Here is a 21802-nt window from a genome sequence, read left to right on the forward strand (position 1 = left end):
TTTCAAACATATACTTCAACTTATTATAAGAAGTTTTTTATTTGTTCGCAACTGGGCTTTGTAAATAATACGTTAAAACCCCTGCTGCAACCGCAACATTTAATGATTCTGCCCCGCCGTAAATTGGAATATACAAGTTTTGATCCGTTTTCGCAAGAATTTCTTGGCGTACGCCGCTTCCTTCATTTCCTACAATTAATGCAAAAATTCCGGCTGGTGTTACTTCACCGTAAGGAACTCCATTTTCAAGAGCTGTTCCATATACAGGAACGTTATTTTCCTTTAACTTGTCTACCCATTCTTCTAAGTTCCCTTTTACAACCGGTAAGTGGAAAATAGAGCCTTGTGTAGAGCGGAGTACTTTACTATTATATGCATCAACGCATCCTTCTCCAAGCACAACGGCATGAATACCAGCTGCATCAGCTGTACGAATAATTGTCCCTAAGTTACCTGGGTCTTGAAGACCATCTAATAAAAGAAACTTCCCATCTGCAAGAGCTACTTCACTCTCGTGTTTCTCACAAACAGCAAATACACCTTGCGTCGTTTCTGTTTCACGAAGTACTTTTACGATTGCTTCAGGTACGATATACATTTCCACATCATTAACTGTCCAATCTTTCGGAAGATCTGTCTGATCTGAAACGATAAGTTCCGTTACGACGCCTGCCTTTAAAGCTTCTTCCACTAAGTGGAACCCTTCAACAAAGAACAACCCTTGTTTATCGCGCTCTTTTTTCGTCTGCAGCTTTTTCCACTGCTTCACACGCGGATTTTGTACTGAATCAATGTTTTTCATAATATGTATTTCCCTCTCTTCTTGTCTTATCATTATAGCCTATTTTTCATACATATTTACATAAAAAAGAACAAAAACTAACGTCAGTTTCAATTCTGAAGAAGAGGTGAAAATCATGAGCTTTAATTTACGCGGCGCTGTATTAGCGAATGTAACTGGAAATTCACAAGACCAATTACAAGAAACGATTGTCGATGCAATTCAAAGCGGTGAAGAAAAAATGCTTCCAGGTCTTGGCGTTTTATTCGAAGTCATTTGGAAAAATGCTGATGAAAATGAAAAACACGAAATGTTAGAAACACTGGAGCAAGGATTAAAAAAATAAGCAATTTGAAAATCACCTTAGCATAAGCCGAGGTGATTTTTTTACGAAAAAATTTTTTTCTTCTCCTAAACATTTCTACTTTACTAACGCTGATTGATGGAGTACAATGTTCAAAATACATTTAAACCGATCGATTTTCTTCATATACACCATTAGATAAAAGGAGTGAATGTTTTATGCACCGTATTACGCTTGAACAAGTTTTTAAACATCACATTACACAAAAATATGTAAACCGTTCTGGAATGGTCCACGCGATTGCTGTCGCTTACCATGCGTTTCACCTAGCTAAAAAGCATCACGCCTCAGTCGATGCTGCGACAAAGGCTGGTTTCCTTCATGATATCGGACACCATACGTGGTACACAGGTGGCGAATGGGACTATGACTTGTATAAAAAGAATGATATACATGCAATTAAAGGAGCAGAAAGAGCTCATAAATTGCTTATTAGATTAGGAGAACATCCGAAACTAGCAAAAGAAATTTCTGTTGCAATTCTTCTGCACACCGATTCTTTCCTACTAGAACAAACGCTTGAAAGAACACCTCTACAAAACGTTATTAAGTGGGCGGATGAAGCCGATGAAGAACCGGGCGGGGCACATCATTATAGAACGATTTCTTATGAAAAAGCATTGAAAGCAATTCAACAATTAGACCGATTGGTAGAGCGTGAATTGCAAATAGAGCAATCGAAATCGAATAACAAGGCAGAACGCATTTACCAATGAGAAAGAGGCATCACTACAGAGTGATACCTCTTTTATTATTTTCCCCTAAAAAACACACGGAATATTTCAAATTTGAATCTTGTATGTAATATTTAAACGTAACATTCCAAATTCAAATCAACTATAATTTTATATATAAATATAAAGAGGTGATTTGAACATATGCAACCCGCTACACAAATTCCAAACGAACAGAACAACTCCATGTCATGGTTACAATTTCTTGGAGTTTTATTCATTCTCTTCCCATGTCTCTCATTAATAAATATACTCCTTACACTTTTACCTATTGAGTTATATGGATACATTAACCCAGATACAAATAAATTTTTGCTTGATTCTATAGAAAATGTAAGTTATGAATTAGTTGCTTTACTTTTACTAATCGTATTTACCACGAAATATAAACCACTGAAAGAACTAGTATTGCCTATATTTGATTTTCGAGTTTTAAAATCTTTTCAGATGTACATCTATGTTCTCATTTATTATGTACTCACTCTGTTTGTAGATATGTTTGTGTTAGATAAATTATTCCCTTCATCCGTACAAGAACAGTCTGATGCATTGCAACTTTCAACACTAGAGCATTATCCACTTCTCTTACTTCTAGCTGGCGGGATTTTTGCACCTATTTTTGAAGAGCTTGTATGCAGAGGTATTCTTCTTCGTTTTTTCGAAGAGAAGTTTACCTTTTGGCCAGCTGTAATCCTCTCAAGTTTAATTTTCGGTATTGCCCATACGTACTCTGTGGGAGTTATGATTAGCGCATTTATGACGGGAATATTTGCTTGTTTATTGTACAAACAAACTAAATCTATTATTCCAGCTATACTATTACATATTTTGACTAATGTAATCGCCTTTTCAACGTAAAAAAGAGGTATCATCCCGATACCTCTTCATTCTTTTATAACAACTTCAAACTCTTCTTCTGTTAACACTTTTCGATCATTCGTATCGTTACTACTCATTTCTATCAAATTATTCATATTCATTAACAATATCCAAAATAAACCTCATGTAGTAAAATGTTACTTAATTAATATAAAGGAGTTTATACACATTCAGTATTATTTGGATGCTTTTTATGCCGCTTCTCATGTTGTGCGGAATTTCTGGTGGTATTTTTTTAGTGGTAACCGGAATTATTCATCGTAAATTCCTTGCTATTTTAATGGGGATTATTTGCTGCTCATTCGTTATAATGCCTTTTATTTTTTTGAACAAAGGTATAAACGGAGAGGATATTCTTCATATTCCAGCGGTTCTATATTGGGTGCTTTTCTCTCTAGCTGGTTTATTAGCAGGAATTAATGGGGCACGTTCAAAAATTAAAAGTATACGTAATACGGGATTCATTATTTTCTCGGTAGGACTGTTCGCAGCTATTTGTTATCAGCTCATGTCTATGCCTGATTCATATTTCATTCGTTAAGGAGTTGTTACACATGGAAGCTACCGGATTATTAGTTTGGATTATTTTAGGCCCTATTTTGATGCTATGTGAAGTCATCGTTGGCATTTTTTTAATTATTGCTGGAATTAAATATCGGAAATTACTTACTTTTATAGCGGGATTGATTAGCATATTACTTATCGTTGTTCCTATCATTTGTATAGGCTATGGAATAGATTTAGAGCGGATGCTTCCAATTTCAGGAACTTTATATTGGAGCTTCTTCCCTTTAGCCGGACTATTAGCTATTATAAGTGGAAGACAATTAACACATATTCGTTCTATGGGGATAATTTTGTTTATAACGGGATTATGCTCTTTGACTGCTTATCATCTTTTATATTTAACTACATAAAAACATAAAAAAGCAGGGAAATTAATTCCCTGCTTTTCTATTTGGTTTATTGCCTGATGGTAAGAAGAACGATAATACCCAAGCAACACCTGCTAATATCGTTGCAATTAAGAAGGCATCGTTAATACCATTAATTGCAGATAGCTTTGAAATTTGTCCGAATAATAGTTGCGTACTCATCGCATCTCCTGCTTGAGCTGATCCAGCTAATGCCGCTAAACTTTGGCCCATACCGTGCACTTTATCAACTAAAATTGGGTTTGACGTTGTTAACATATTGCCGTAATCCGCTACGTGAGCAGTTGTTTGTTGCGTCATAAGTGTAATTAAAATCGCTGTCCCAATTGAACCAGCTACTTGTCTTGACGTATTTTGCGTTGCTGTACCGTGAGAAATTAATTTCATCGGTAACGCGTTCATACCAGCTGTCATAATTGGCATCATAATGAATGACATACCAATTGAACGTATAATATAATCCGTCATAATAACGCTATACGGTGTATCCATCGATAACGTCGTAAATTTATATGTTGCAAATGTTGTAATGGCTAATCCGACAATTGCTAACGGACGAATACCATACTTATCAAATAGTTTACCTGCAACTGGTCCCATAATCCCCATAATTAATGATCCCGGAAGGAGTAGTAGACCAGATTCCATCGGCGTAAAGCCGCGAATATTTTGCAGATATACTGGAAGTAATAACATACCTCCGAATAATGCCATCGTTACGATTGCGTTAATTAATAATGTGAAAGTGAACGTTGGATATTTAAACACTTGTAAATCAAGCATTTTATTGTCCGTTGTTAACTCTCTCCAAATAAATACTGCTAAACCAATAACACCGATGATAAGTGTTATAACAACTTCTGCACTAGTCCAGCCATTATTTCCAGCTTCACTAAATCCGTACAATAAGCTTCCTAGTCCAATACTTGAACTAATAACACCAAATACATCTAACTTTGTTTTAGACACCGGCTGTGCTAGTGTGAAGAATTTTAAAGATAAGAACGTAATAATTAAACCGATCACAAACATACCGTAGAACATTAAGTTCCAGCTATAATTTTCAATCACCCAACCTGTTATAGTTGGTCCAATAGCTGGCGCTAAAATCATTGCTACCCCTAGTAATCCCATCGCTGCTCCGCGCTTATGAGGCGGGAATAATGTCATGAAGATATTCATACCAACCGGCATTAAAATACCTGCACCGACCGCTTGAATAATGCGGCCTGTCATCATCATTGTAAAGTTACCTGATGTAGCACAAATGATAGATCCTACCGTGAAAAATAACATTGCCGCTACGAATAATTTACGATACGTAAATCGTGAAACTAAAAAGGCACTAATCGGTACTAAAATTCCGTTTACAAGCATGAAGCCTGTAATTAACCATTGGGCCGTTGAAGTTGATACGTTAAATTCGTTCATTAATGGAGGCAATGCAACATTAATGATTGTTTGGTTTAAAATAGAAACGAACATACCAAGAATTAATACAGCTACAACTGCCTTTACATTCACATTCTCTACCGGCAATTGTCTCTTCAGCATTTCTTTTTCCTGCTTTACTTGCTCTTGCTTCCCTATTTCTAATTCCACTACGTTAGAAGCTTCTATTTCTTGTTTTTGTTCAAGTTCTGTTTCTGTTTTTATTTCTGTTTTTGTTTCTGTTTCTGTTACCTCTATTTTACTTACGGCTGGGACTTGTTCTTCTCCCATATTCGTTTTTTTCTTTCGTAAAAGACGATTTACAAGGAAGAAGACGATTATACAAAATAGTGCATATCCTACAATTGCAATTGAGGACATCTCATCTCCCCCTTACTTATGAATACGAACTGACACATTCATTCCAGGAACAATATTTACTGATTTACTATGGTCTAAAGAAATTTTAACTGGTACAACTTGCTTTACTTTCGTATAGTTCGCTGTTGCGTTACTTGATGGTAACATTGAGAATGTATTTGCTGTTGTTAATCCAACTTGTTCTACTTTTCCTGTTAACGTTGTATCTGGGTATGCATCTACATACACATCTACTGTTTGGCCTTTTTGAACATCATCAATAGTTGTTTCTTCAATGTTTGCTGTTACCCATAAATTATTCATATCAAATGCGTAAGCAATTGGGCTTCCCGCTCCAACGAATGCATTTGTTGTTGCGTTTGATTGTACAACTGTCGCATTTTGTGGAATCGTTACATCTACTGTTTGTTCTCCATTTGCTGCCGCTACAGTAACAGCACCTAATTTATCGTTCTCATTGTAATTTTTGCCTACTTCAGCTTTCCAGTCTGTTAACTTACCCGCTACTGGTGACGCAATTGGAATTACCTTTCCGTCAATTTTTGCATTGTCTGTTTTTAAATAGTTTTCCGTTTGATTGTAATAGTAATAACCGCCAATACCGCCGCCAACTAATACAATTAATGTGATAATGTTGATAATTACCATTCTTCGAAACTGATTCATTGCATTCCTCTCCTTATATCGCATATAATTTTTTTCTAAACTATTTACATCCTTTTTGTTTAGATTGCTTAATTGTTAATTATATTAACTTTTAACCAAAAAAATCACACCCTTTGCAGTACAAACCTTATTTCGTCTGTCTGCGAGCGGTGCTGATTTCTAAAGGACTATCGTTTATAATTATAAATAATTATGCCGAATCTACAACCGACAATTTAAGTATGAAATGTTGCTTAAACAACAATACAATATCATTGTGTTGTTTAAGTGCAAAAAATTAAACAAGGAGAAGTAACAATGTCTATTAAAAATACAAATGATCCACGTGTAAAACGAACGAGACAACTCATACAGGATGCTTTTGTCGCTTTAGTAGGCGAAAAAGGATTTGAAAATGTAACTGTCCAACATATTGCAGAACGTGCTCCTGTAAATCGCGCTACGTTTTATAGCCATTACCAAGATAAATATGACCTATTAGAAAAAAGTATCGAAGAAATGTTAGAGAAGTTAACAGAAGTAATTAAGCCTAAAAATAAAAATAAAGAAGAGTTTCAACTGACATTCGATTCACCATATCCGACATTTTTGGCTTTATTTGAGCATATCGCAGAAAACGCTAAATTCTATAACGTTATGCTTGGTGATAAAGCAGTTGGAAACTATACTCATAAAATGATGAAAGCAATTCAAACACATTTAACATTAAGCTTATCTATTTCCCAGCCAGATGATGAAGACCTTATGGTCCCTCGTGATATTCTTATTAGTTATGTTACAGGCGCTCATATCGGAATGATTATGTCATGGTTAAAAAGAGGCATGATTTATACCCCACATTTCATGGCAATGCAATTAACTCGCTTAATTATTTTAGGAGCTCATACTGCAGCAGGATTAGAAAGACCGTTTTAAAAATGAAAAAAGCGAAGGAGGTTATCCTTCGCTTTTTTCTATTAATTAAATGTAATGTTATGTACAGCCTCTTTATCAAGACGTTTAATAACTTCTACAATTAACTTCACTGCATTTTCATAGTCATCACGGTGTAACATTGCCGCATGAGAATGAATGTAGCGTGTCGCAATCGTAATTGCCATAGACGGAATACCGTTTACAGAAATGTGAATTGCTCCTGCATCTGTTCCCCCGCCGGCTACAGAATCATACTGATATGGAATTTGTAATTCATCAGCAACATCAACTACAAAGTCACGTAAACCTGTATGACCAATAACAGAAGCATCATATAAAATGATCTGCGGTCCATCGCCCATTTTACTTTGCGCTTCTTTTGACGTTACACCCGGTGTATCTCCAGCGATACCAACATCTACTGCGAACGCGATATCTGGTTTGATATAATTCGCAGATGTTTTCGCACCACGAAGACCAACTTCTTCTTGTACAGTCCCAACGCCGTATACAACGTTTGGATGTTTTTCATCTTTTAATTGTTTTAATACATCAATTGCAATTGCACAACCAATTCGGTTATCCCATGCTTTTGCAAGTAACATCTTTTCATTCTTCATTACTTGGAATTCAAAGTAAGGTACAACTTGATCTCCTGGTCTTACGCCCCACTCCATTGCCTCTTCTTGGCTAGAAGCACCAATATCGATGAACATGTCTTTAATGTCAACTGGCTTTTTACGAGCTTCTGGAGGTAAAATGTGCGGTGGTTTCGAACCAATCACACCTGTTATATCTCCTTTACGCGTTACAATTGTTACGCGCTGTGCCAGCATAACTTGCGACCACCAGCCACCAACCGTTTGGAAACGAAGGAAGCCTTTGTCATCAATTTGCGTAAGCATAAAGCCAACTTCATCTAAATGACCTGCAACCATAATTTTCGGGCCATTTTCTTCCCCAACTTTTTTCGCAACTAAACTTCCTAAATTATCAGTAGAAAGTTCATCTGCAAACGGCTCAATATATTTCTTCATTACTTCACGTGGTTCGCGCTCATTACCCGCAATACCGCGTGCGTCTGTTAATTCTTTTAGCATTGTCAATGTCGCGTCTAATTTTGTCATTGCCAACACCCTCCTTTTTCTTCAGTCACTTTATTATACAAAAGGAAATTGAAATATTCAAAAATTAAATTAGTATCCTTGTGTTTGACGCTGATGATTTACTTCATTTTTGTCTAAATACGCCTTTTCAATCTCTTCTTGTTCAAATTCAAGCGCTTGTCCAAGGCGAAGATAACTTGTAAATAGTTCAATATAGTTCGTAATAGAAGGTTGATCTGTAAATCGAATCACTTTTGCATATGTGTCTAAGAAAATTTCTACTTGCGTTTTATTCGTTTGCGCACATTTATAGAATAAGAAGTTTTTATCAATTCCTAAATCGATTCCGATTGATAAGATAAAATGTAAACCATCTACGTATTCTTCTAATATTACTTCACGCTCTGATGCTGGTTTATTGCTCCAATATTTAAAACAACGTGTTTCATTTGCAAGTTCTCCAATTTCTACAAGAAGAGCTAACATTTTTTCTTTTAACAATTTTTTTGGTTGTAAGTCATGTTCTTTCACAATACGGTCATCTAATTCTTTTTGTAGTTTAAATAGTTGTAGTAAGTCCATTCTATTGTCCTCCTCCAACATCGCATTTTACGCAACAATGTTGTTTCATCTCAAAGTTCATTATTATTTTTCAGTTCTTATTAATAAGTCAGCTACCTAACTCTTTATAAAATAGCTTGTCCTTAATTTGCAAATACGTTTCAATCATCGCTATTCGATTGTTCACCTCATTGGTGATGGCTAATATTTAGCCGAGGATAACACCTCACTGATTAAAGTTTTACTTTATCTGATGAAAGTTCCATATCATCTTTCCATTATAGCAGTGTCGTTTCTGCTAGGAAAGATACTCTTCTTTCCAAAGGAGCATAAATAAAAAAAGCCAGGAGGATTCTCCCGACTTTATACACATATTCTTCTATATCACTATAGTTTTCGCATTGATTTTGTCATATCGATAACGATAATACTGAAGGATTTTGCAAATCATTGAATATTTACAATAAATGTAAACAAAAAACCTTAGAAGAAAAATCTTCTAAGGCTTCAACTAATTAATTAGTTAATGTTGTTTTTTGCAACTGTTGCTAATTCAGCGAAAGCTTTTTCGTCATGAACAGCTAAGTCAGCAAGCATCTTGCGGTTAACTTCGATGCCAGCATTTTTAAGACCGTGCATTAAGCGGCTGTAAGAAAGACCATTCATACGAGCTGCTGCGTTGATACGTGTAATCCATAATTTACGGAAGTCACGTTTCTTTTGACGGCGGTCACGGAATGCATACATTAGAGATTTCATAACCTGTTGGTTAGCAACCTTGAATAATGTATTTTTAGAACCGTAATAACCTTTTGCTAATTTTATTACTTTTTTACGACGTTGACGAGTAACTGTACCACCTTTTACTCTTGGCATAATATTACCTCCTAATTGTTCTATATATCAGCCGAACTTATTTTAAGTTGTCAAGCATTTGACGAATGCGTTTGAAGTCACCAGCGCTTACTACACCAGCTTTACGTAGTTTACGTTTAGCTTTTGTAGATTTGTTAGCAAATAAATGGCTTGTGTAAGCGTGAGAACGTTTCAGTTTACCTGATCCAGTCTTTTTGAAACGCTTTGCAGCGCCGCGATGAGTTTTTTGTTTAGGCATAGGTATTTCCTCCTCTATCTATTACTTATCGTTTTTCGGTGCTAAAACTAAGAACATACTACGTCCTTCCATTTTAGGCTTAGATTCGATTGTACTAACTTCAGCACAAGCTTCTGAGAAGCGATCTAAAACACGTTGACCGATTTCTTTATGAGTAATGGCACGTCCTTTAAAGCGAATTGACGCTTTAACCTTGTCGCCTTTCTCTAAAAACTTGATAGCATTACGAAGTTTTGTGTTAAAGTCGTGTTCATCAATTGTTGGACTTAAACGAACTTCTTTCATGCTGATTACTTTTTGATTTTTGCGCTGTTCTTTTTCTTTCTTCTGTTGCTCAAAGCGGAATTTACCGTAGTCCATAATGCGGCATACTGGCGGTTTCGCATTTGGAGCAACTAATACTAAATCAAGATTAAGACTTGCAGCTAAGTCTAAAGCGTCATTACGAGACTTGATTCCAAGTTGATCGCCATTTGCGCCAACTAAACGTACTTCACGTGCACGAATTTGCTCGTTAATCATCATATCCTTGCTAATAGTAAGCCACCTCCAAGGTTTTTTCAGAATATGTTTTGTAATTGTAGAACCCGAACAAAAAAAAGTGCGGGCATACGGCACCCACACTTGTAATATCTTAAGTAAGAAATACATTTACCTGCTAACTGCGAATGCGTCCATCAGGTGAGAAGCGGGTGCTTCTACTTGTTCCAAAACCATATTCTATTATCCTTGATGAGTTTATCATAGGACATGACGTCTGTCAAGAAGACGCGATGTGTTTTACTAACAACAAGAAGTATTGTAACAAACAACTAACATACTTGCAATACTTTTTTATGATAAGTGTTACATGGTTATTTTTTCTAATTTTTTTCACTTATATTACATAGAAAAGCCGCGGTATACCGCGGCTTTTTCTTATCGTTTTCCTTCTACTTTAATCATGTCAACAAAAGCATCTAATGCAATTGTTTCTGATTTTTGTTCACCATATTTACGTACGTTTACGCCGTTTTCAGCCACTTCATTGTCACCTACTACAAGCATGTACGGGATTTTTTGCATTTGTGCTTCACGGATTTTGTAACCAATTTTCTCTTCACGAGTGTCTAATTCAACACGGATACCAGCACGTCGTAATTCATCTTGTACTTTCTTCGCATAGTCTAAATGCACTTGCGGAGAAACAGGAATTACTTGCGCCTGAACTGGAGCTAACCAAGTTGGGAATGCGCCTTTGTATTCTTCAATTAAGAAGGCTACGAAACGTTCCATAGTTGATACAACACCACGGTGGATTACAACTGGACGATGTTGTTTACCGTCTTCACCAACGTAAGTTAATTCAAAGCGTTCCGGAAGTAAGAAGTCTAATTGTACAGTTGAAAGTGTTTCGTCTTTTCCAAGAGCAGTACGAACTTGAACGTCAAGTTTTGGACCGTAGAATGCCGCTTCACCTTCAGCTTCATAGTAATCAAGACCCATTTCATCCATAGCTTCTTTTAACATACCTTGTGCTTTTTCCCACATCTCATCATCAGCATAATACTTTTTAGTATCTGCTGGGTCACGATAAGATAGACGGAATGAATAGTTTTCTAAGCCGAAATCTTTGTACACTTCTAAAGTTAAGTTTACAACACGTTTTAACTCTTCTTTAATTTGATCCGGACGAACGAAAATGTGCGCATCATTTAAAGTCATTCCGCGTACACGTTGTAATCCAGATAACGCACCTGACATTTCATAGCGGTGCATTGTTCCAAGTTCCGCAATACGGATTGGTAATTCACGGTAGCTGTGAATATCATTTTTATAAACCATCATATGGTGAGGGCAGTTCATTGGACGAAGAACTAACTCTTCATTATCCATTTCCATTGATGGGAACATGCCATCACGGTAGTGATTCCAGTGACCAGAAGTTTCATAAAGCTCTCTGCTTCCTAGCACTGGAGTGTATACGTGATCATAGCCTAAGCTCGCTTCTTTATCAACGATGTAACGCTCGATAATACGGCGGATTGTTGCACCTTTTGGTAACCAAAGTGGTAAGCCTTGTCCTACTTTTTGACTATTAGTAAATAGTTTTAACTCTTTACCTAGTTTACGGTGATCGCGCTCTTTCGCTTCTTCAAGCATGCGTAAGTGCTCATCTAATTCTGTTTTCTTAACGAATGCAGTACCGTAAATACGTTGTAACATTTTATTATTGCTGTCGCCGCGCCAGTAAGCACCTGCAACACTTAATAATTTAAATACTTTAATTTTCCCTGTAGATGGAAGATGAACACCACGGCAAAGGTCGAAGAATTCGCCTTGCTCATAGATTGAAATAACTGCATCTTCTGGAAGATCGTTAATTAAATCTAATTTTAACTCATCGCCGATTTCTTCAAAGCGACGAAGTGCTTCTGCACGTGGTACTTCATGACGAACGATTTCTAAGTTCTCGTTTACAATTTTTTGCATTTCTTTTTCGATTTTCTTGAAGTCTTCAACTGTAATCGCTTCTTCCATATCGATATCGTAGTAGAAGCCATTTTCGATTACTGGACCAATGCCAAGCTCAAGCTTAACATCTTTATATAAACGTTTTAACGCTTGTGCTAAAAGGTGAGCTGTTGAATGGCGTAAAATGTATAAGCCATCTTCAGAATCTAATGTAATAATAGAAACTGCACCATCTTCTTCGATTGGTGTAACAAGATCGATCATCTCATCGTTTAATTTTCCAGCCACAGCTTTTTTCTTTAAGCCTGGGCTAATAGAAGCTGCGATTTCTTCAGTTGTTACGCCTTTTGGAAACTCCTTCACAGCTCCATCAGGGAAAGTAATTTTAACTACGTCTGCCATCACTGGTCACTCCTCTTTTTTTTCAAAATAAAAAACACTCATCCCGTAAAAAGGGACGAGTGTTGAATTCGTGGTTCCACCCTTGTTCCAATTAACCTTATTGTTAATTGCTCAAGTTCAACATAACGGTGTTGTCCGTTAGCAATTACTAGAAAAACGTTCACTGCTAAAGTTTAGAGGTGGTAAGTAATAATCCCGTACTAGGAAGCTCACACCCTAAGGCTTCCCTCTCTGAAAATCGTAGATAACTACTCATGTCCTCATCATGACATTTCAATATATTTCATTTATGTAGGTAATTATATGCTCAAAAACTTAGAAAATCAAGGGCGTTACCTTTATTTTTTAAATTTTTCACATTGCGCTCAAACTCATGTAATCCATGTAATTGGACCCGTTCTTGAAATACATTTCGCAAAGTAATGATCATATTATGATCTTGTTCTTTCGTATATAAATAAATCTTTTTCGGCGAAATAGAAAGAAGTGGCGCAATTACTTTCGTATCGATATATACATCCTTTTGCTTTAATAATTCCTCATCTATATATTGGACCAACCTCTCCTGTTTTAAACGTCTACCTTTATCATCATAGAAAATAAAACTTTCATCAAAAATAAGATGCACACAGGACAAACGTGATTTCCGGCTACTTACTTGTTGACGAAGGGTCTCAATGAACATTTGGTATTCTTGCTCCATTTTATACTCATCAATTGCAACTTCAGCAAGCCTAGCTACCATTTCCCTATATGTACGAAGACGAAAACGAACATATGATGAAAACGAGAATGAAAGCGGATCACAAAGCCAATCATTTAAAGATGACATAATATAGGTCTCAAATTTATGACGCGTTAAATCACGAGCCACTCCTTTTCTTCTTTCTTTTAATATCTCCTGTGCCATATGCAAGATTTGATGACACTCTTCTTGTTCTTCGTAAAAAAACTTTTCCTTTAAAATGGTATGAATCCATTCATTTTGTTTCACATTCATAATGAAATATAGTAGTACTGGCAATAAAATCTTTTCAATATAATTCGATTCACATAATGGTATATGAATAATAACCTTTTGCCCATCTAAATATACACTTGTTTCCTTGTATAAAGATTCCGTTCTTTTCGTTAGTTGTCTGTATACGTGCGCAGCATCATTTTTTTCTTCGAAGCAAATTTCAATCACTTTTGTCCCCCCTTTTATCCCCGCTCTAAAGGATTGCATCTATACGTTACAAATCCTATAAGAGTCCGATCTGTGGAAGTTCACTCTTAGTAGAAATATATCTCCCATCGTTAGAAAATCCACTCGATATGGCTTGCTAATTTTATATATATTAAGGGGGAGAGAAAAAAATGATACAAGCTACTATGAATTTTCAACAATTTGACCATTATGATAAAGTGAAACTTTAATCAGTGGAGGTTTTGTTCGTCCCCCACTGATTATTAGCCTTCACCAATCGGGCGTTTACGGGCAGCCCGACTCCCACAAATAGCGGGATAAAGTGAAACTTTAATCTGTGAAGGCATCCTCATTCCCTACTAATTATTAGCCCTCACGAATTAGGATAAACGGACGGTATTAAGATGTTTGAGTATATACATTATAAAAATCAAATCGAAAGGTTCCTTCGTCATATGTAAACTGCTTAAGAGTTACTACATCGTTATGAAGAAAGTGTTAGTTTTAGACACCTTGAATACTTTGATCTTATCTCCAAAACATCATCACTATAACAAAAAAGAGCAAGCTTCTCAGCTTGCTCTTTTACTTATGACGACGGTTCTTCCCACCAATTGGAATTGGCTTCGCTAAATATTTAATTCGTTCCATAATACGTGCTGCTTTCATTTGCTCTGCCTCACCGCGTTGTGTATACGTTAAATGATGTTCCAACTCCTTGAAATCAAAGTTAGACGTAAAGAACGTCGGTAAGTTTTCTAACATACGGAACTGCAAGATTGCGCCAAGCACATCATCACGCACAAAACTTGACATCGCTTCTGCTCCGATATCATCTAACATTAATACTTGTACGCGTTTAACCGCATCAATCTTTTCACCAATCGAATTATCTTGAATCGAACTTTTAATTTCACGTAGAAATTCAGGGAAGTATACGAGCATCGAACTAATTTTCTTTCGAGCAAGCTCATTTGCAATTGCCCCTAAAAGATACGTTTTCCCTACACCAAATTTACCGTACAGATATAAACCTTGTACTTTTTTACCCGGTTCGTATGTGTTTAAAAATTCATTCGCTGCACCTATTGCATCAATACGTGCATCTAACTCTGAAGGGTCTAAATTTTCCATAGTTGCCTGTAAAATGTCAGCTGGCATATATACACTTTGAACAAGTTTTTCATATTTTTTTCTCTCATCATATGCTACTTTTCTAATGCAACGATCGTATTGAATATCAATCATCTTACCTTGGATGACGAGCTTCGGCTCATATCCTTGTAGCATGTTTTTACATGAACCTAAATCCGGACAATCCGCACACCCTACACTTTGTCCAATATATTCATACAACTTCACAAGACTTCGTTCAATCATCGAAGTCGTTACTTCACCTTTATGTTCGTCTATAAATTCTTTCACACGCGGGTGCGCCATCACTTCTGTCTTTAAGACTTCATATCTATTTTTAAAATTTTTATTTTCCATTAATTTCGCAAATGAATTTTGAATATGCTCCATTTCCTCACCTCAAAGAGCGTTCATTCTTTTTTATTAATCACGCTTATATTTTTTCAACACTTCTTCTAATCGCTTCCGCTCATCTTCTAACGAACTTGTATTTTTCTTAACACTCACGTCCGTTTTCACAGTTTCTTTCACTTCTTCTTTCGGCTCTTCTTTAAGCCAATCTGGTACCATTTCTCTTCGTACCGTTTTCTTCGCCGTACGACCTTTTTTCTTCGTCTCAGCCCACTCTTGATATTGGCGGTTTTCTTCTTTCGCTAATGCCATCGCTTCAGCTACTGTACCGACCTTTTTTCGTGCCCAATGTCCAGCGATCTTCTCAACATACGTTTTCGCAAGTTTCATATCTGAGCGTAGCATAACATAATAAATAAGTACATTCACAACCCCTGGCGTTAACTTTTGGTTTATCATTACATCCTCGACAATTTGCAAGTCTGCTTTCGTTGCTTCTGCACCGCCTGAAATCTCTTTCAATAGTTGTTTTGGCGATATTTCCTCTAACTGCTTCATTAGCATTTCTTCTTGCGTAGATGGCTCTTTCTCTTTCATCGTACGTGCAGCATGAGGTTGCACTCTTTCACTTAATACAGGTAATGCTTGACCATTTTCAAATTGATACCAATCGCGAGCTCCTTTTCGAAGTCTTTCGATATCAATTGTTTGCATCTCTGTCACCGTACCAAGAACGATATTTTGCATTGATAACACATCCACACCGTACACATAAGCGAGTGTAATGACACATTCTCGTACTTGATCTGTAATCGCCTTTTTAGGAACAAGCGCTGATAACCCTTCCACAAATAAAGGAAAATCAAAGAAATCATTCCAAACTTTCGGAGCATCCCCCTTCTCGTTACTTGGCATAGTTGTCGTTTTGGGGATACGAAGTTCTTCTTGCGCATGCTCAAACTGACCTGGGTTAAATGAATCAAATACATCATTGAAGGAGCGCGTAACATTTTCATAAGAAGTAAAATCGAATTCTTCTTCTAAGAAATATTGCTTTATTTGGTTATATTTTGTCCGACTCAATCGATTGTATAAAAAGATACTTAAAACAATATCATCAAAAAACTGCTTCGGAGATAACGGTGGTTGCAACTCATATATAAACATTCGAATATCTTTTTCTTTTTTAATATATACATTTAAAAGCCCAATCGCCTCTAACTTTACTCGTTCCTCATATATTTCAGGAAGTTGCATTTGCATGGTCACCATAAGGGAGTGATGTGTATTCTCTTTTCCAAATACACGATCTTGCTCAAGCTCCCCCCATAGCGTCATGTATAAGCTAAAAGCTCTACTACCTATTAATGGCTGATACAACATTGTTAAAACTTTCCGGTCGTAATTATGTAACAACCCTTTCGCACTTACCTTATAACGATCAATCGGCAATAGCTCCATCCATGACTGTTTTTCCATTCTTGCTTTTCCTTTCTCTTATCCAATCTAACCTATATTTCACTCGTTCTATCTTTATTATATAATTTCTTAGCGAAAAAGAGCTATTAGCTTCCGCTTCTAGCTCTCTTATCTCATTTACTTACAGTATATAAGGAGAATATACTACACCTTCTACTCTCTCTCTTTTTGCAGTATATCTTTTAATTCTTCAATAAATACATTTAAATCTTTAAATTGACGATACACAGAAGCAAAACGTACGTAAGCAACATCATCAATATCACGAAGTTCTTCCATAACAATTTCACCAATCATATCACTTTTCACTTCTGATATACCTAAGTTACGAAGTTCACGTTCCACACTTTGTGTTACTTCCTCTAACTGTCTTAAAGATACAGGTCTTTTTTCACACGCTTTAATTAAACCGCGTAAAATCTTCTCTTTATTAAACTCTTCTCGTGTTCCTTCTTTTTTAACAACGATAAGAGGTGATTCTTCTACTCTTTCAAATGTTGTAAAGCGACTTAAACAACTTTCACACTCTCTTCTTCTTCGAATAGAGCGCCCCTCGTCTACCGGACGCGAATCTAACACTCTTGTGCCATTATGAAAACAGGATGGACAACGCAATTCATTCACTCCTTTACAATATAATCTTTATTTTTTCGCTACTCACCTACATGTGAAAATATATATACAATATTATATAACTCATTCTTATACACTGACCACTCTAAGTTATTACACATCATGATCCTATTTTATATAAACTAAAAAAGAGGTGCATTATACACCTCTTTACATTTTAAATCAATTATGTTCTTTTTTAAAGAGCTTTTGTTTCTCTCTGCTTAATTTCGAAGCTACCAGTGCCTCGAGGAAGCTCGATGCTCTCACGCGTTTTCGCGTTTAAACCTTCTGCAATATATTCTGCAGCAACATTTGGATCAATACGATCCCCACAAGTATAAACATCAATACTTGCGTAACCGTGCTCCGGAAAGCTATGAATTGTTAAATGTGATTCCGAGATAATTACTACTCCACTTACACCTTGTGGTGCAAATTTATGAAAAGCAACCTCACGTACTTCAGCACCAGCTCTTAGTGCTGCATCCACAAATAATTGTTCAATATACGGCATGTCATTAAGCTTGTCGAAATCGCAATCCCAAAGTTCAGCAATCACGTGACGACCCATCGTATCCATAGTATCCATTCTACAGTTCCCCCTTGTAAATTTATTCTAACTGTTCGAATTGAAAACTAATTTGCAATTTGGCTTGCTCCACTACCACGGGGGAAAGTTAGTCCAGAGAGGTCCTAACCCTTTAAGTAGTGACTACGTACCTCAGCTCTTAAGTTTACGAGTGTTAGTATACTTTGTTTATTTTCATTTTGCAACAACAGTTTTTTCGATTTTCTGTCATATTTTCCTCTTTACTTTTCCCTAAAAAAAATTAATGATTCACGAATACAGTAATCCCAACGTTTCGTGGTATGTCCACTATTTGAAAATATACTTATATAATTTTTTTCCTTTTCAGAAAAAAATAAAAAAGAGAGCAAATTTTCACTTGCCCTCTCTCTCTCGTCCACTTAAATATGTTGCACATTTTTTTGTTTCGCTAATTCATCAACAACTAACGTTACAAGATCTACAACACGACGAGAGTAGCCCCACTCGTTATCATACCAAGCAAGTACTTTCACTTTACGATCACCCATTACCATTGTAGACAAACCATCAATAATAGCTGAGTGTGTATTTGTATTAAAATCGATAGACACTAAAGGCTCTTCGCTGAATTCTACAATTCCTTTTAATGCACCGTTTGCAACAGTTTTGAACGCTTCATTAATATCTTCAACTGTTACATCACGTTTCACGTCCACTACTAGGTCAACAAGAGACACGTTTGGTGTTGGTACACGAAGTGCCATACCATGAAGTTTGCCGTTTAAGTGCGGAAGAACTTTTGATAGCGCTTTCGCAGCACCCGTCGTTGTCGGAATGATAGACTGTCCGCAAGCACGTGCTCTTCTTAAATCTTTATGTGGGTTATCAATATTTTTTTGGTCATTTGTATAAGCATGAACAGTCGTCATTAAACCGTTTTCAATTCCGAACTGCTCATCTAACACCTTTACAACAGGTGCTAAACAGTTTGTTGTACAAGATGCATTTGAAATAACAGTATGTTTTGTAATATCTAATTGGTCTTCGTTCACACCAACTACAATTGTTACATCTTCATTTTTACCAGGCGCTGTTAAAATAACTTTTTTCGCTCCAGCTTCAACGTGAAGAATTGCTTTTTCTTTCGAGTTAAATTTACCAGTTGCTTCAATTACAACTTCAACACCTAAATCTGTCCAAGGCAATTCCTTTGGATCGCGGTTGTTTAAAAGGCGAATCATTTTCCCATCAACTAATAAGTGATCTTCAAATGCTTCTACTGTTCCGTCAAACTTACCATGAACTGTATCATATTTAATTAAATGTGCTAACGTTTCTGATGGATAGCTTGCATTGATTGCTACAATTTCGAATGCGCTTTCTTTTATTGCTTGACGAAATACCATTCTCCCAATACGTCCAAATCCATTAATTGCCACACGAGTCATAATATGTTATCCCCCTTGAATGCGTTATACTATTTATCTCCAATCCCAATAATAGTATAACACAAAAAGGGGATATGTCACTAAGCATTTTCATTAATTTCACAATTTTTTAGTTAATAATGTTCCACTTCTTTAAAATTACCTGTAATTGTGTTTTCGTTCCCATAATTGTGCCATCATTATTTATCACTTCATCTGCACGCTTTACTTTTTCTTCCAATGGCATTTGAGATTGAATACGCGCCGTTGCTTCTTCTTCTGAAAAATTATTCCGTTTCATTAAACGTTCTAATTGCGTACTCGGCATAACTGCTACAACTAAAACACGATCAACGAGATTTGTTAAGTTACTTTCAAACAAAAGAGGGATATCTAACACAACCGCTTGCATACCTTCTTTTATGTACATCTCCTTTTTCGCATTCATTTCTTCACGTACCGCAGGATGCACAATTTTGTTTAACTGCAATCGTTTTTCTTCATTATAAAAAACGACACTTCCTAATTTAGGTCGATCAAGCTCCCCATCTTCTTGTAACACTTCCGTTCCAAACACCTCTACAATTTTGTTATATGCTGGCTTTCCTCGTTCTACAACTTCTCGTGCAATAATATCAGCATCAATAACTGGTATATTTAGTTCACGAAACATTTCTGATACCGTACTTTTTCCGCTTGCAATACCTCCCGTTAATCCAATTACCACTGTCATAATAATCCTCCTCACAATATAAAAGGCGCGAAACTAATGTTCCACGCCCATACTTACATTTTCCAAATTCCAATAATAATGAGTAATACCCCAGGCAGGAATGTAAATTTTTGTAACCACTTCATATTCGACAAAACCGTGCCAAGCTTCATTCCAATAAATAAAAATAAAGAACTCATAACCGCGACTAATATCGCCATCATAGCAGGTGCATAACCTAATAAGGATGCACCAATTCCAGCACCAAACGAATCGATAGAAAGAGCAATACCGAGAAGTAGCGCTTCACCTGCAGATATAGTTCCTGATTTATCAAAATCCGCAACAGTCGGTTTCCTCAAAATTTGAATCACTAGCCCTAGAGAAGCAATTTCTAATTTCCAAACCTTCTCCTCTTGCTTCAGTTCTTCTTTTTTATCACTCCGAAAAAATTGATATAATACCCAAATCCCGATTCCAATAAGAACAAGCCCACCGATACGCGTTGCGATAACTGGTGAAAATATTTTCGCGATCATATGTCCAATTCCCATGGATACGAGCATGACAGCTGCTGAACAGATCCCGATAATTATAATTGATCTTAGTGGAATTCTTACACTCCTTAATCCGTATGTTAGCCCTACACTACAGCTATCTAAGCTTAATGTAAAAGCTAATAAAATAAGAGATAAATAAAGGTACATCGGTAAGCTCCTCCCTTATACATAGCTCTGCTGTATGTATATGACAAATGCCTATCCGATGTTATCTCTTTTCTATATTCTCGGCTGACAAATCGGGCAGTAATGCGTTCCTCTTCCGCCAACAACTGTTTTTTCTAATATCGTACCGCAAGTCACACAAGGTTCCCCTTTTTTTCCGTATACATTTAGAAGTTCTTGGAACGAACCAATTTGCCCTTGTGAGTTGATATACGTTCGAATTGTACTTCCGCCACGCTTCACTGCTTCGCCTAGCGTTGTAACAGTCGCCTCATAAATCCGTTCAATTTCTTCTACTGTTAAAGATGACGCTTCTCGTTCCGGATGAATTTGAGAACGGAATAAAACTTCATCTACATATATATTTCCAAGCCCTACTAAAAGACGCTGGTCTAATAATACAACTTTTATTTTACGATTTGTTTTTTGCAATCTTTCTTGTAAATACTGCGGTGTCAATTCAGCATCAAATGGCTCCGGGCCTAAGTCAGCAAGAGGCATTTGATTCAACTCTTCACCTTTCTTAAAGAGATGCATCGTACCAAACTTTCTCACATCTTTATAATGTAATTCAGTTCCATCTGTAAATAAGAAACGGACGTGCGTATGTTTATCAATTGGCTCACCCTCTTGATGAAGTAAAAACTTACCTTCCATACGCAAATGTGAAACAATGACATAATTCGTTACATATAAAAGCAAAAACTTTCCTCTTCGCTTTATATTTTCAATTGTCTCGCCTCTTAGCATTTCTTTAAAGATTTCTGCATCATCCGGTCGTTTTACTATTTTGGGATAAGTAATAACGACATCTTCAATCGTTTTTCCTGTTACAAGATTTTCAAGCGTCCGTCTAACGTTTTCAACCTCTGGTAATTCCGGCATTTCATCACGTCC

General features: G+C 36.4%; 24 protein-coding genes and 2 other annotated features. Of the genes, 6 read left to right on the top strand and 18 right to left on the bottom strand.

Going from position 1 to position 21802, the window contains the following annotated elements:
- Nucleotides 1-37: 37 nt before the first annotated feature.
- Nucleotides 38-835 (bottom strand): TrmH family RNA methyltransferase, encoded by a 798-nt coding sequence (locus tag ACP6L7_RS19635; RefSeq protein WP_141533474.1) that lies wholly within the window; start codon nt 833-835, stop codon nt 38-40.
- Between the two features lie 82 nt (nt 836-917).
- Between ACP6L7_RS19635 and sspI the strand changes: the two genes are divergently transcribed.
- The 5 genes from sspI to ACP6L7_RS19660 all read left to right on the top strand — a co-directional run bounded on the left by sspI (nt 918) and on the right by ACP6L7_RS19660 (nt 3675).
- On the top strand, nt 918-1127 hold the full coding sequence (gene sspI, locus ACP6L7_RS19640) for a small acid-soluble spore protein SspI (RefSeq protein WP_000009515.1): 210 nt from the start codon (nt 918-920) through the stop codon (nt 1125-1127).
- Nucleotides 1128-1303: 176 nt separating this feature from the next.
- Nucleotides 1304-1861: an HD domain-containing protein gene (locus tag ACP6L7_RS19645; protein WP_071771029.1), complete on the top strand. Its 558-nt coding sequence runs from the start codon at nt 1304-1306 to the stop codon at nt 1859-1861.
- A 162-nt stretch (nt 1862-2023) separates the two neighbouring features.
- Nucleotides 2024-2737 carry a CPBP family intramembrane glutamic endopeptidase gene (locus ACP6L7_RS19650; protein WP_097832080.1) on the top strand — a complete coding sequence of 238 codons (714 nt, stop codon included), beginning with the start codon at nt 2024-2026 and terminating at the stop codon, nt 2735-2737.
- 214 nt (nt 2738-2951) lie between these two features.
- A complete protein-coding gene (locus tag ACP6L7_RS19655) occupies nt 2952-3299 on the top strand; it encodes an ammonia permease (protein ID WP_097832118.1) in 348 nt (115 codons plus the stop codon).
- Between the two features lie 13 nt (nt 3300-3312).
- Nucleotides 3313-3675 (top strand): ammonia permease, encoded by a 363-nt coding sequence (locus ACP6L7_RS19660; protein ID WP_097832081.1) that lies wholly within the window; start codon nt 3313-3315, stop codon nt 3673-3675.
- Between the two features lie 21 nt (nt 3676-3696).
- Here ACP6L7_RS19660 and ACP6L7_RS19665 read toward each other — a convergent pair whose 3' ends face one another.
- Together ACP6L7_RS19665 and ACP6L7_RS19670 are read right to left on the bottom strand one after the other, a co-directional pair.
- Nucleotides 3697-5505, bottom strand: coding sequence for a DHA2 family efflux MFS transporter permease subunit (locus ACP6L7_RS19665; protein WP_097832082.1), 1809 nt, complete (start codon nt 5503-5505; stop codon nt 3697-3699).
- 12 nt (nt 5506-5517) lie between these two features.
- The gene (locus tag ACP6L7_RS19670) at nt 5518-6171 is read right to left on the bottom strand and encodes an HlyD family secretion protein (protein WP_071771032.1); all 654 of its coding nucleotides are present in this window, start codon (nt 6169-6171) and stop codon (nt 5518-5520) included.
- A gap of 297 nt (nt 6172-6468) precedes the next feature.
- Here ACP6L7_RS19670 and ACP6L7_RS19675 point away from each other — a divergent pair, with 297 nt between their 5' ends.
- Nucleotides 6469-7086, top strand: a complete 618-nt coding sequence (locus tag ACP6L7_RS19675; protein ID WP_097832083.1) for a TetR/AcrR family transcriptional regulator — start codon at nt 6469-6471, stop codon at nt 7084-7086.
- A gap of 41 nt (nt 7087-7127) precedes the next feature.
- Here ACP6L7_RS19675 and ACP6L7_RS19680 read toward each other — a convergent pair whose 3' ends face one another.
- The 15 genes from ACP6L7_RS19680 to mutM all read right to left on the bottom strand — a co-directional run bounded on the left by ACP6L7_RS19680 (nt 7128) and on the right by mutM (nt 21790).
- A complete protein-coding gene (locus tag ACP6L7_RS19680; protein WP_000163562.1) occupies nt 7128-8213 on the bottom strand; it encodes a M42 family metallopeptidase in 1086 nt (361 codons plus the stop codon).
- Nucleotides 8214-8282: 69 nt separating this feature from the next.
- The gene (locus ACP6L7_RS19685) at nt 8283-8774 is read right to left on the bottom strand and encodes a dUTP diphosphatase (RefSeq protein WP_000365057.1); all 492 of its coding nucleotides are present in this window, start codon (nt 8772-8774) and stop codon (nt 8283-8285) included.
- Between the two features lie 498 nt (nt 8775-9272).
- Nucleotides 9273-9629, bottom strand: a complete 357-nt coding sequence (gene rplT / locus ACP6L7_RS19690) for a 50S ribosomal protein L20 (RefSeq protein WP_001138362.1) — start codon at nt 9627-9629, stop codon at nt 9273-9275.
- Between the two features lie 37 nt (nt 9630-9666).
- Nucleotides 9667-9867 (bottom strand): 50S ribosomal protein L35, encoded by a 201-nt coding sequence (gene rpmI / locus ACP6L7_RS19695; RefSeq protein WP_001125945.1) that lies wholly within the window; start codon nt 9865-9867, stop codon nt 9667-9669.
- Between the two features lie 21 nt (nt 9868-9888).
- A complete protein-coding gene (gene infC / locus ACP6L7_RS19700; RefSeq protein ID WP_170960745.1) occupies nt 9889-10392 on the bottom strand; it encodes a translation initiation factor IF-3 in 504 nt (167 codons plus the stop codon).
- Nucleotides 10393-10456: 64 nt separating this feature from the next.
- Nucleotides 10457-10577, bottom strand: a sequence feature (ribosomal protein L20 leader region).
- 208 nt (nt 10578-10785) lie between these two features.
- Nucleotides 10786-12723, bottom strand: a complete 1938-nt coding sequence (gene thrS / locus ACP6L7_RS19705) for a threonine--tRNA ligase (RefSeq protein ID WP_097832084.1) — start codon at nt 12721-12723, stop codon at nt 10786-10788.
- 48 nt (nt 12724-12771) lie between these two features.
- Nucleotides 12772-12999, bottom strand: a binding site (T-box leader).
- 31 nt (nt 13000-13030) lie between these two features.
- On the bottom strand, nt 13031-13912 hold the full coding sequence (ytxC, locus tag ACP6L7_RS19710) for a putative sporulation protein YtxC (RefSeq protein ID WP_097832085.1): 882 nt from the start codon (nt 13910-13912) through the stop codon (nt 13031-13033).
- A gap of 585 nt (nt 13913-14497) precedes the next feature.
- Complete coding sequence (dnaI, locus tag ACP6L7_RS19715) at nt 14498-15436, bottom strand: primosomal protein DnaI (RefSeq protein WP_097832086.1); 939 nt, start codon at nt 15434-15436, stop codon at nt 14498-14500.
- A gap of 33 nt (nt 15437-15469) precedes the next feature.
- Nucleotides 15470-16876 (bottom strand): replication initiation and membrane attachment family protein, encoded by a 1407-nt coding sequence (locus ACP6L7_RS19720; protein WP_097832087.1) that lies wholly within the window; start codon nt 16874-16876, stop codon nt 15470-15472.
- A gap of 153 nt (nt 16877-17029) precedes the next feature.
- Nucleotides 17030-17491: a transcriptional regulator NrdR gene (gene nrdR, locus ACP6L7_RS19725; RefSeq protein ID WP_001203686.1), complete on the bottom strand. Its 462-nt coding sequence runs from the start codon at nt 17489-17491 to the stop codon at nt 17030-17032.
- A gap of 196 nt (nt 17492-17687) precedes the next feature.
- Nucleotides 17688-18071 carry an adenosylmethionine decarboxylase gene (gene speD / locus ACP6L7_RS19730; RefSeq protein ID WP_002003660.1) on the bottom strand — a complete coding sequence of 128 codons (384 nt, stop codon included), beginning with the start codon at nt 18069-18071 and terminating at the stop codon, nt 17688-17690.
- A gap of 389 nt (nt 18072-18460) precedes the next feature.
- Nucleotides 18461-19489: a glyceraldehyde-3-phosphate dehydrogenase gene (locus ACP6L7_RS19735; RefSeq protein WP_097832088.1), complete on the bottom strand. Its 1029-nt coding sequence runs from the start codon at nt 19487-19489 to the stop codon at nt 18461-18463.
- 109 nt (nt 19490-19598) lie between these two features.
- Entirely contained in the window at nt 19599-20201 is a 603-nt protein-coding gene (gene coaE, locus ACP6L7_RS19740; RefSeq protein WP_097832089.1) for a dephospho-CoA kinase, read from the bottom strand.
- A 53-nt stretch (nt 20202-20254) separates the two neighbouring features.
- Nucleotides 20255-20887 carry a sporulation membrane protein YtaF gene (gene ytaF, locus ACP6L7_RS19745; RefSeq protein WP_097832090.1) on the bottom strand — a complete coding sequence of 211 codons (633 nt, stop codon included), beginning with the start codon at nt 20885-20887 and terminating at the stop codon, nt 20255-20257.
- 72 nt (nt 20888-20959) lie between these two features.
- Nucleotides 20960-21790, bottom strand: coding sequence for a DNA-formamidopyrimidine glycosylase (gene mutM / locus ACP6L7_RS19750; protein ID WP_097832091.1), 831 nt, complete (start codon nt 21788-21790; stop codon nt 20960-20962).
- Nucleotides 21791-21802: the final 12 nt, after the last annotated feature.

Origin of the sequence: Bacillus silvicola, assembly GCF_050524305.1 — a bacterium.
Taxonomy (GTDB): domain Bacteria; phylum Bacillota; class Bacilli; order Bacillales; family Bacillaceae_G; genus Bacillus_A; species Bacillus_A cereus_AT.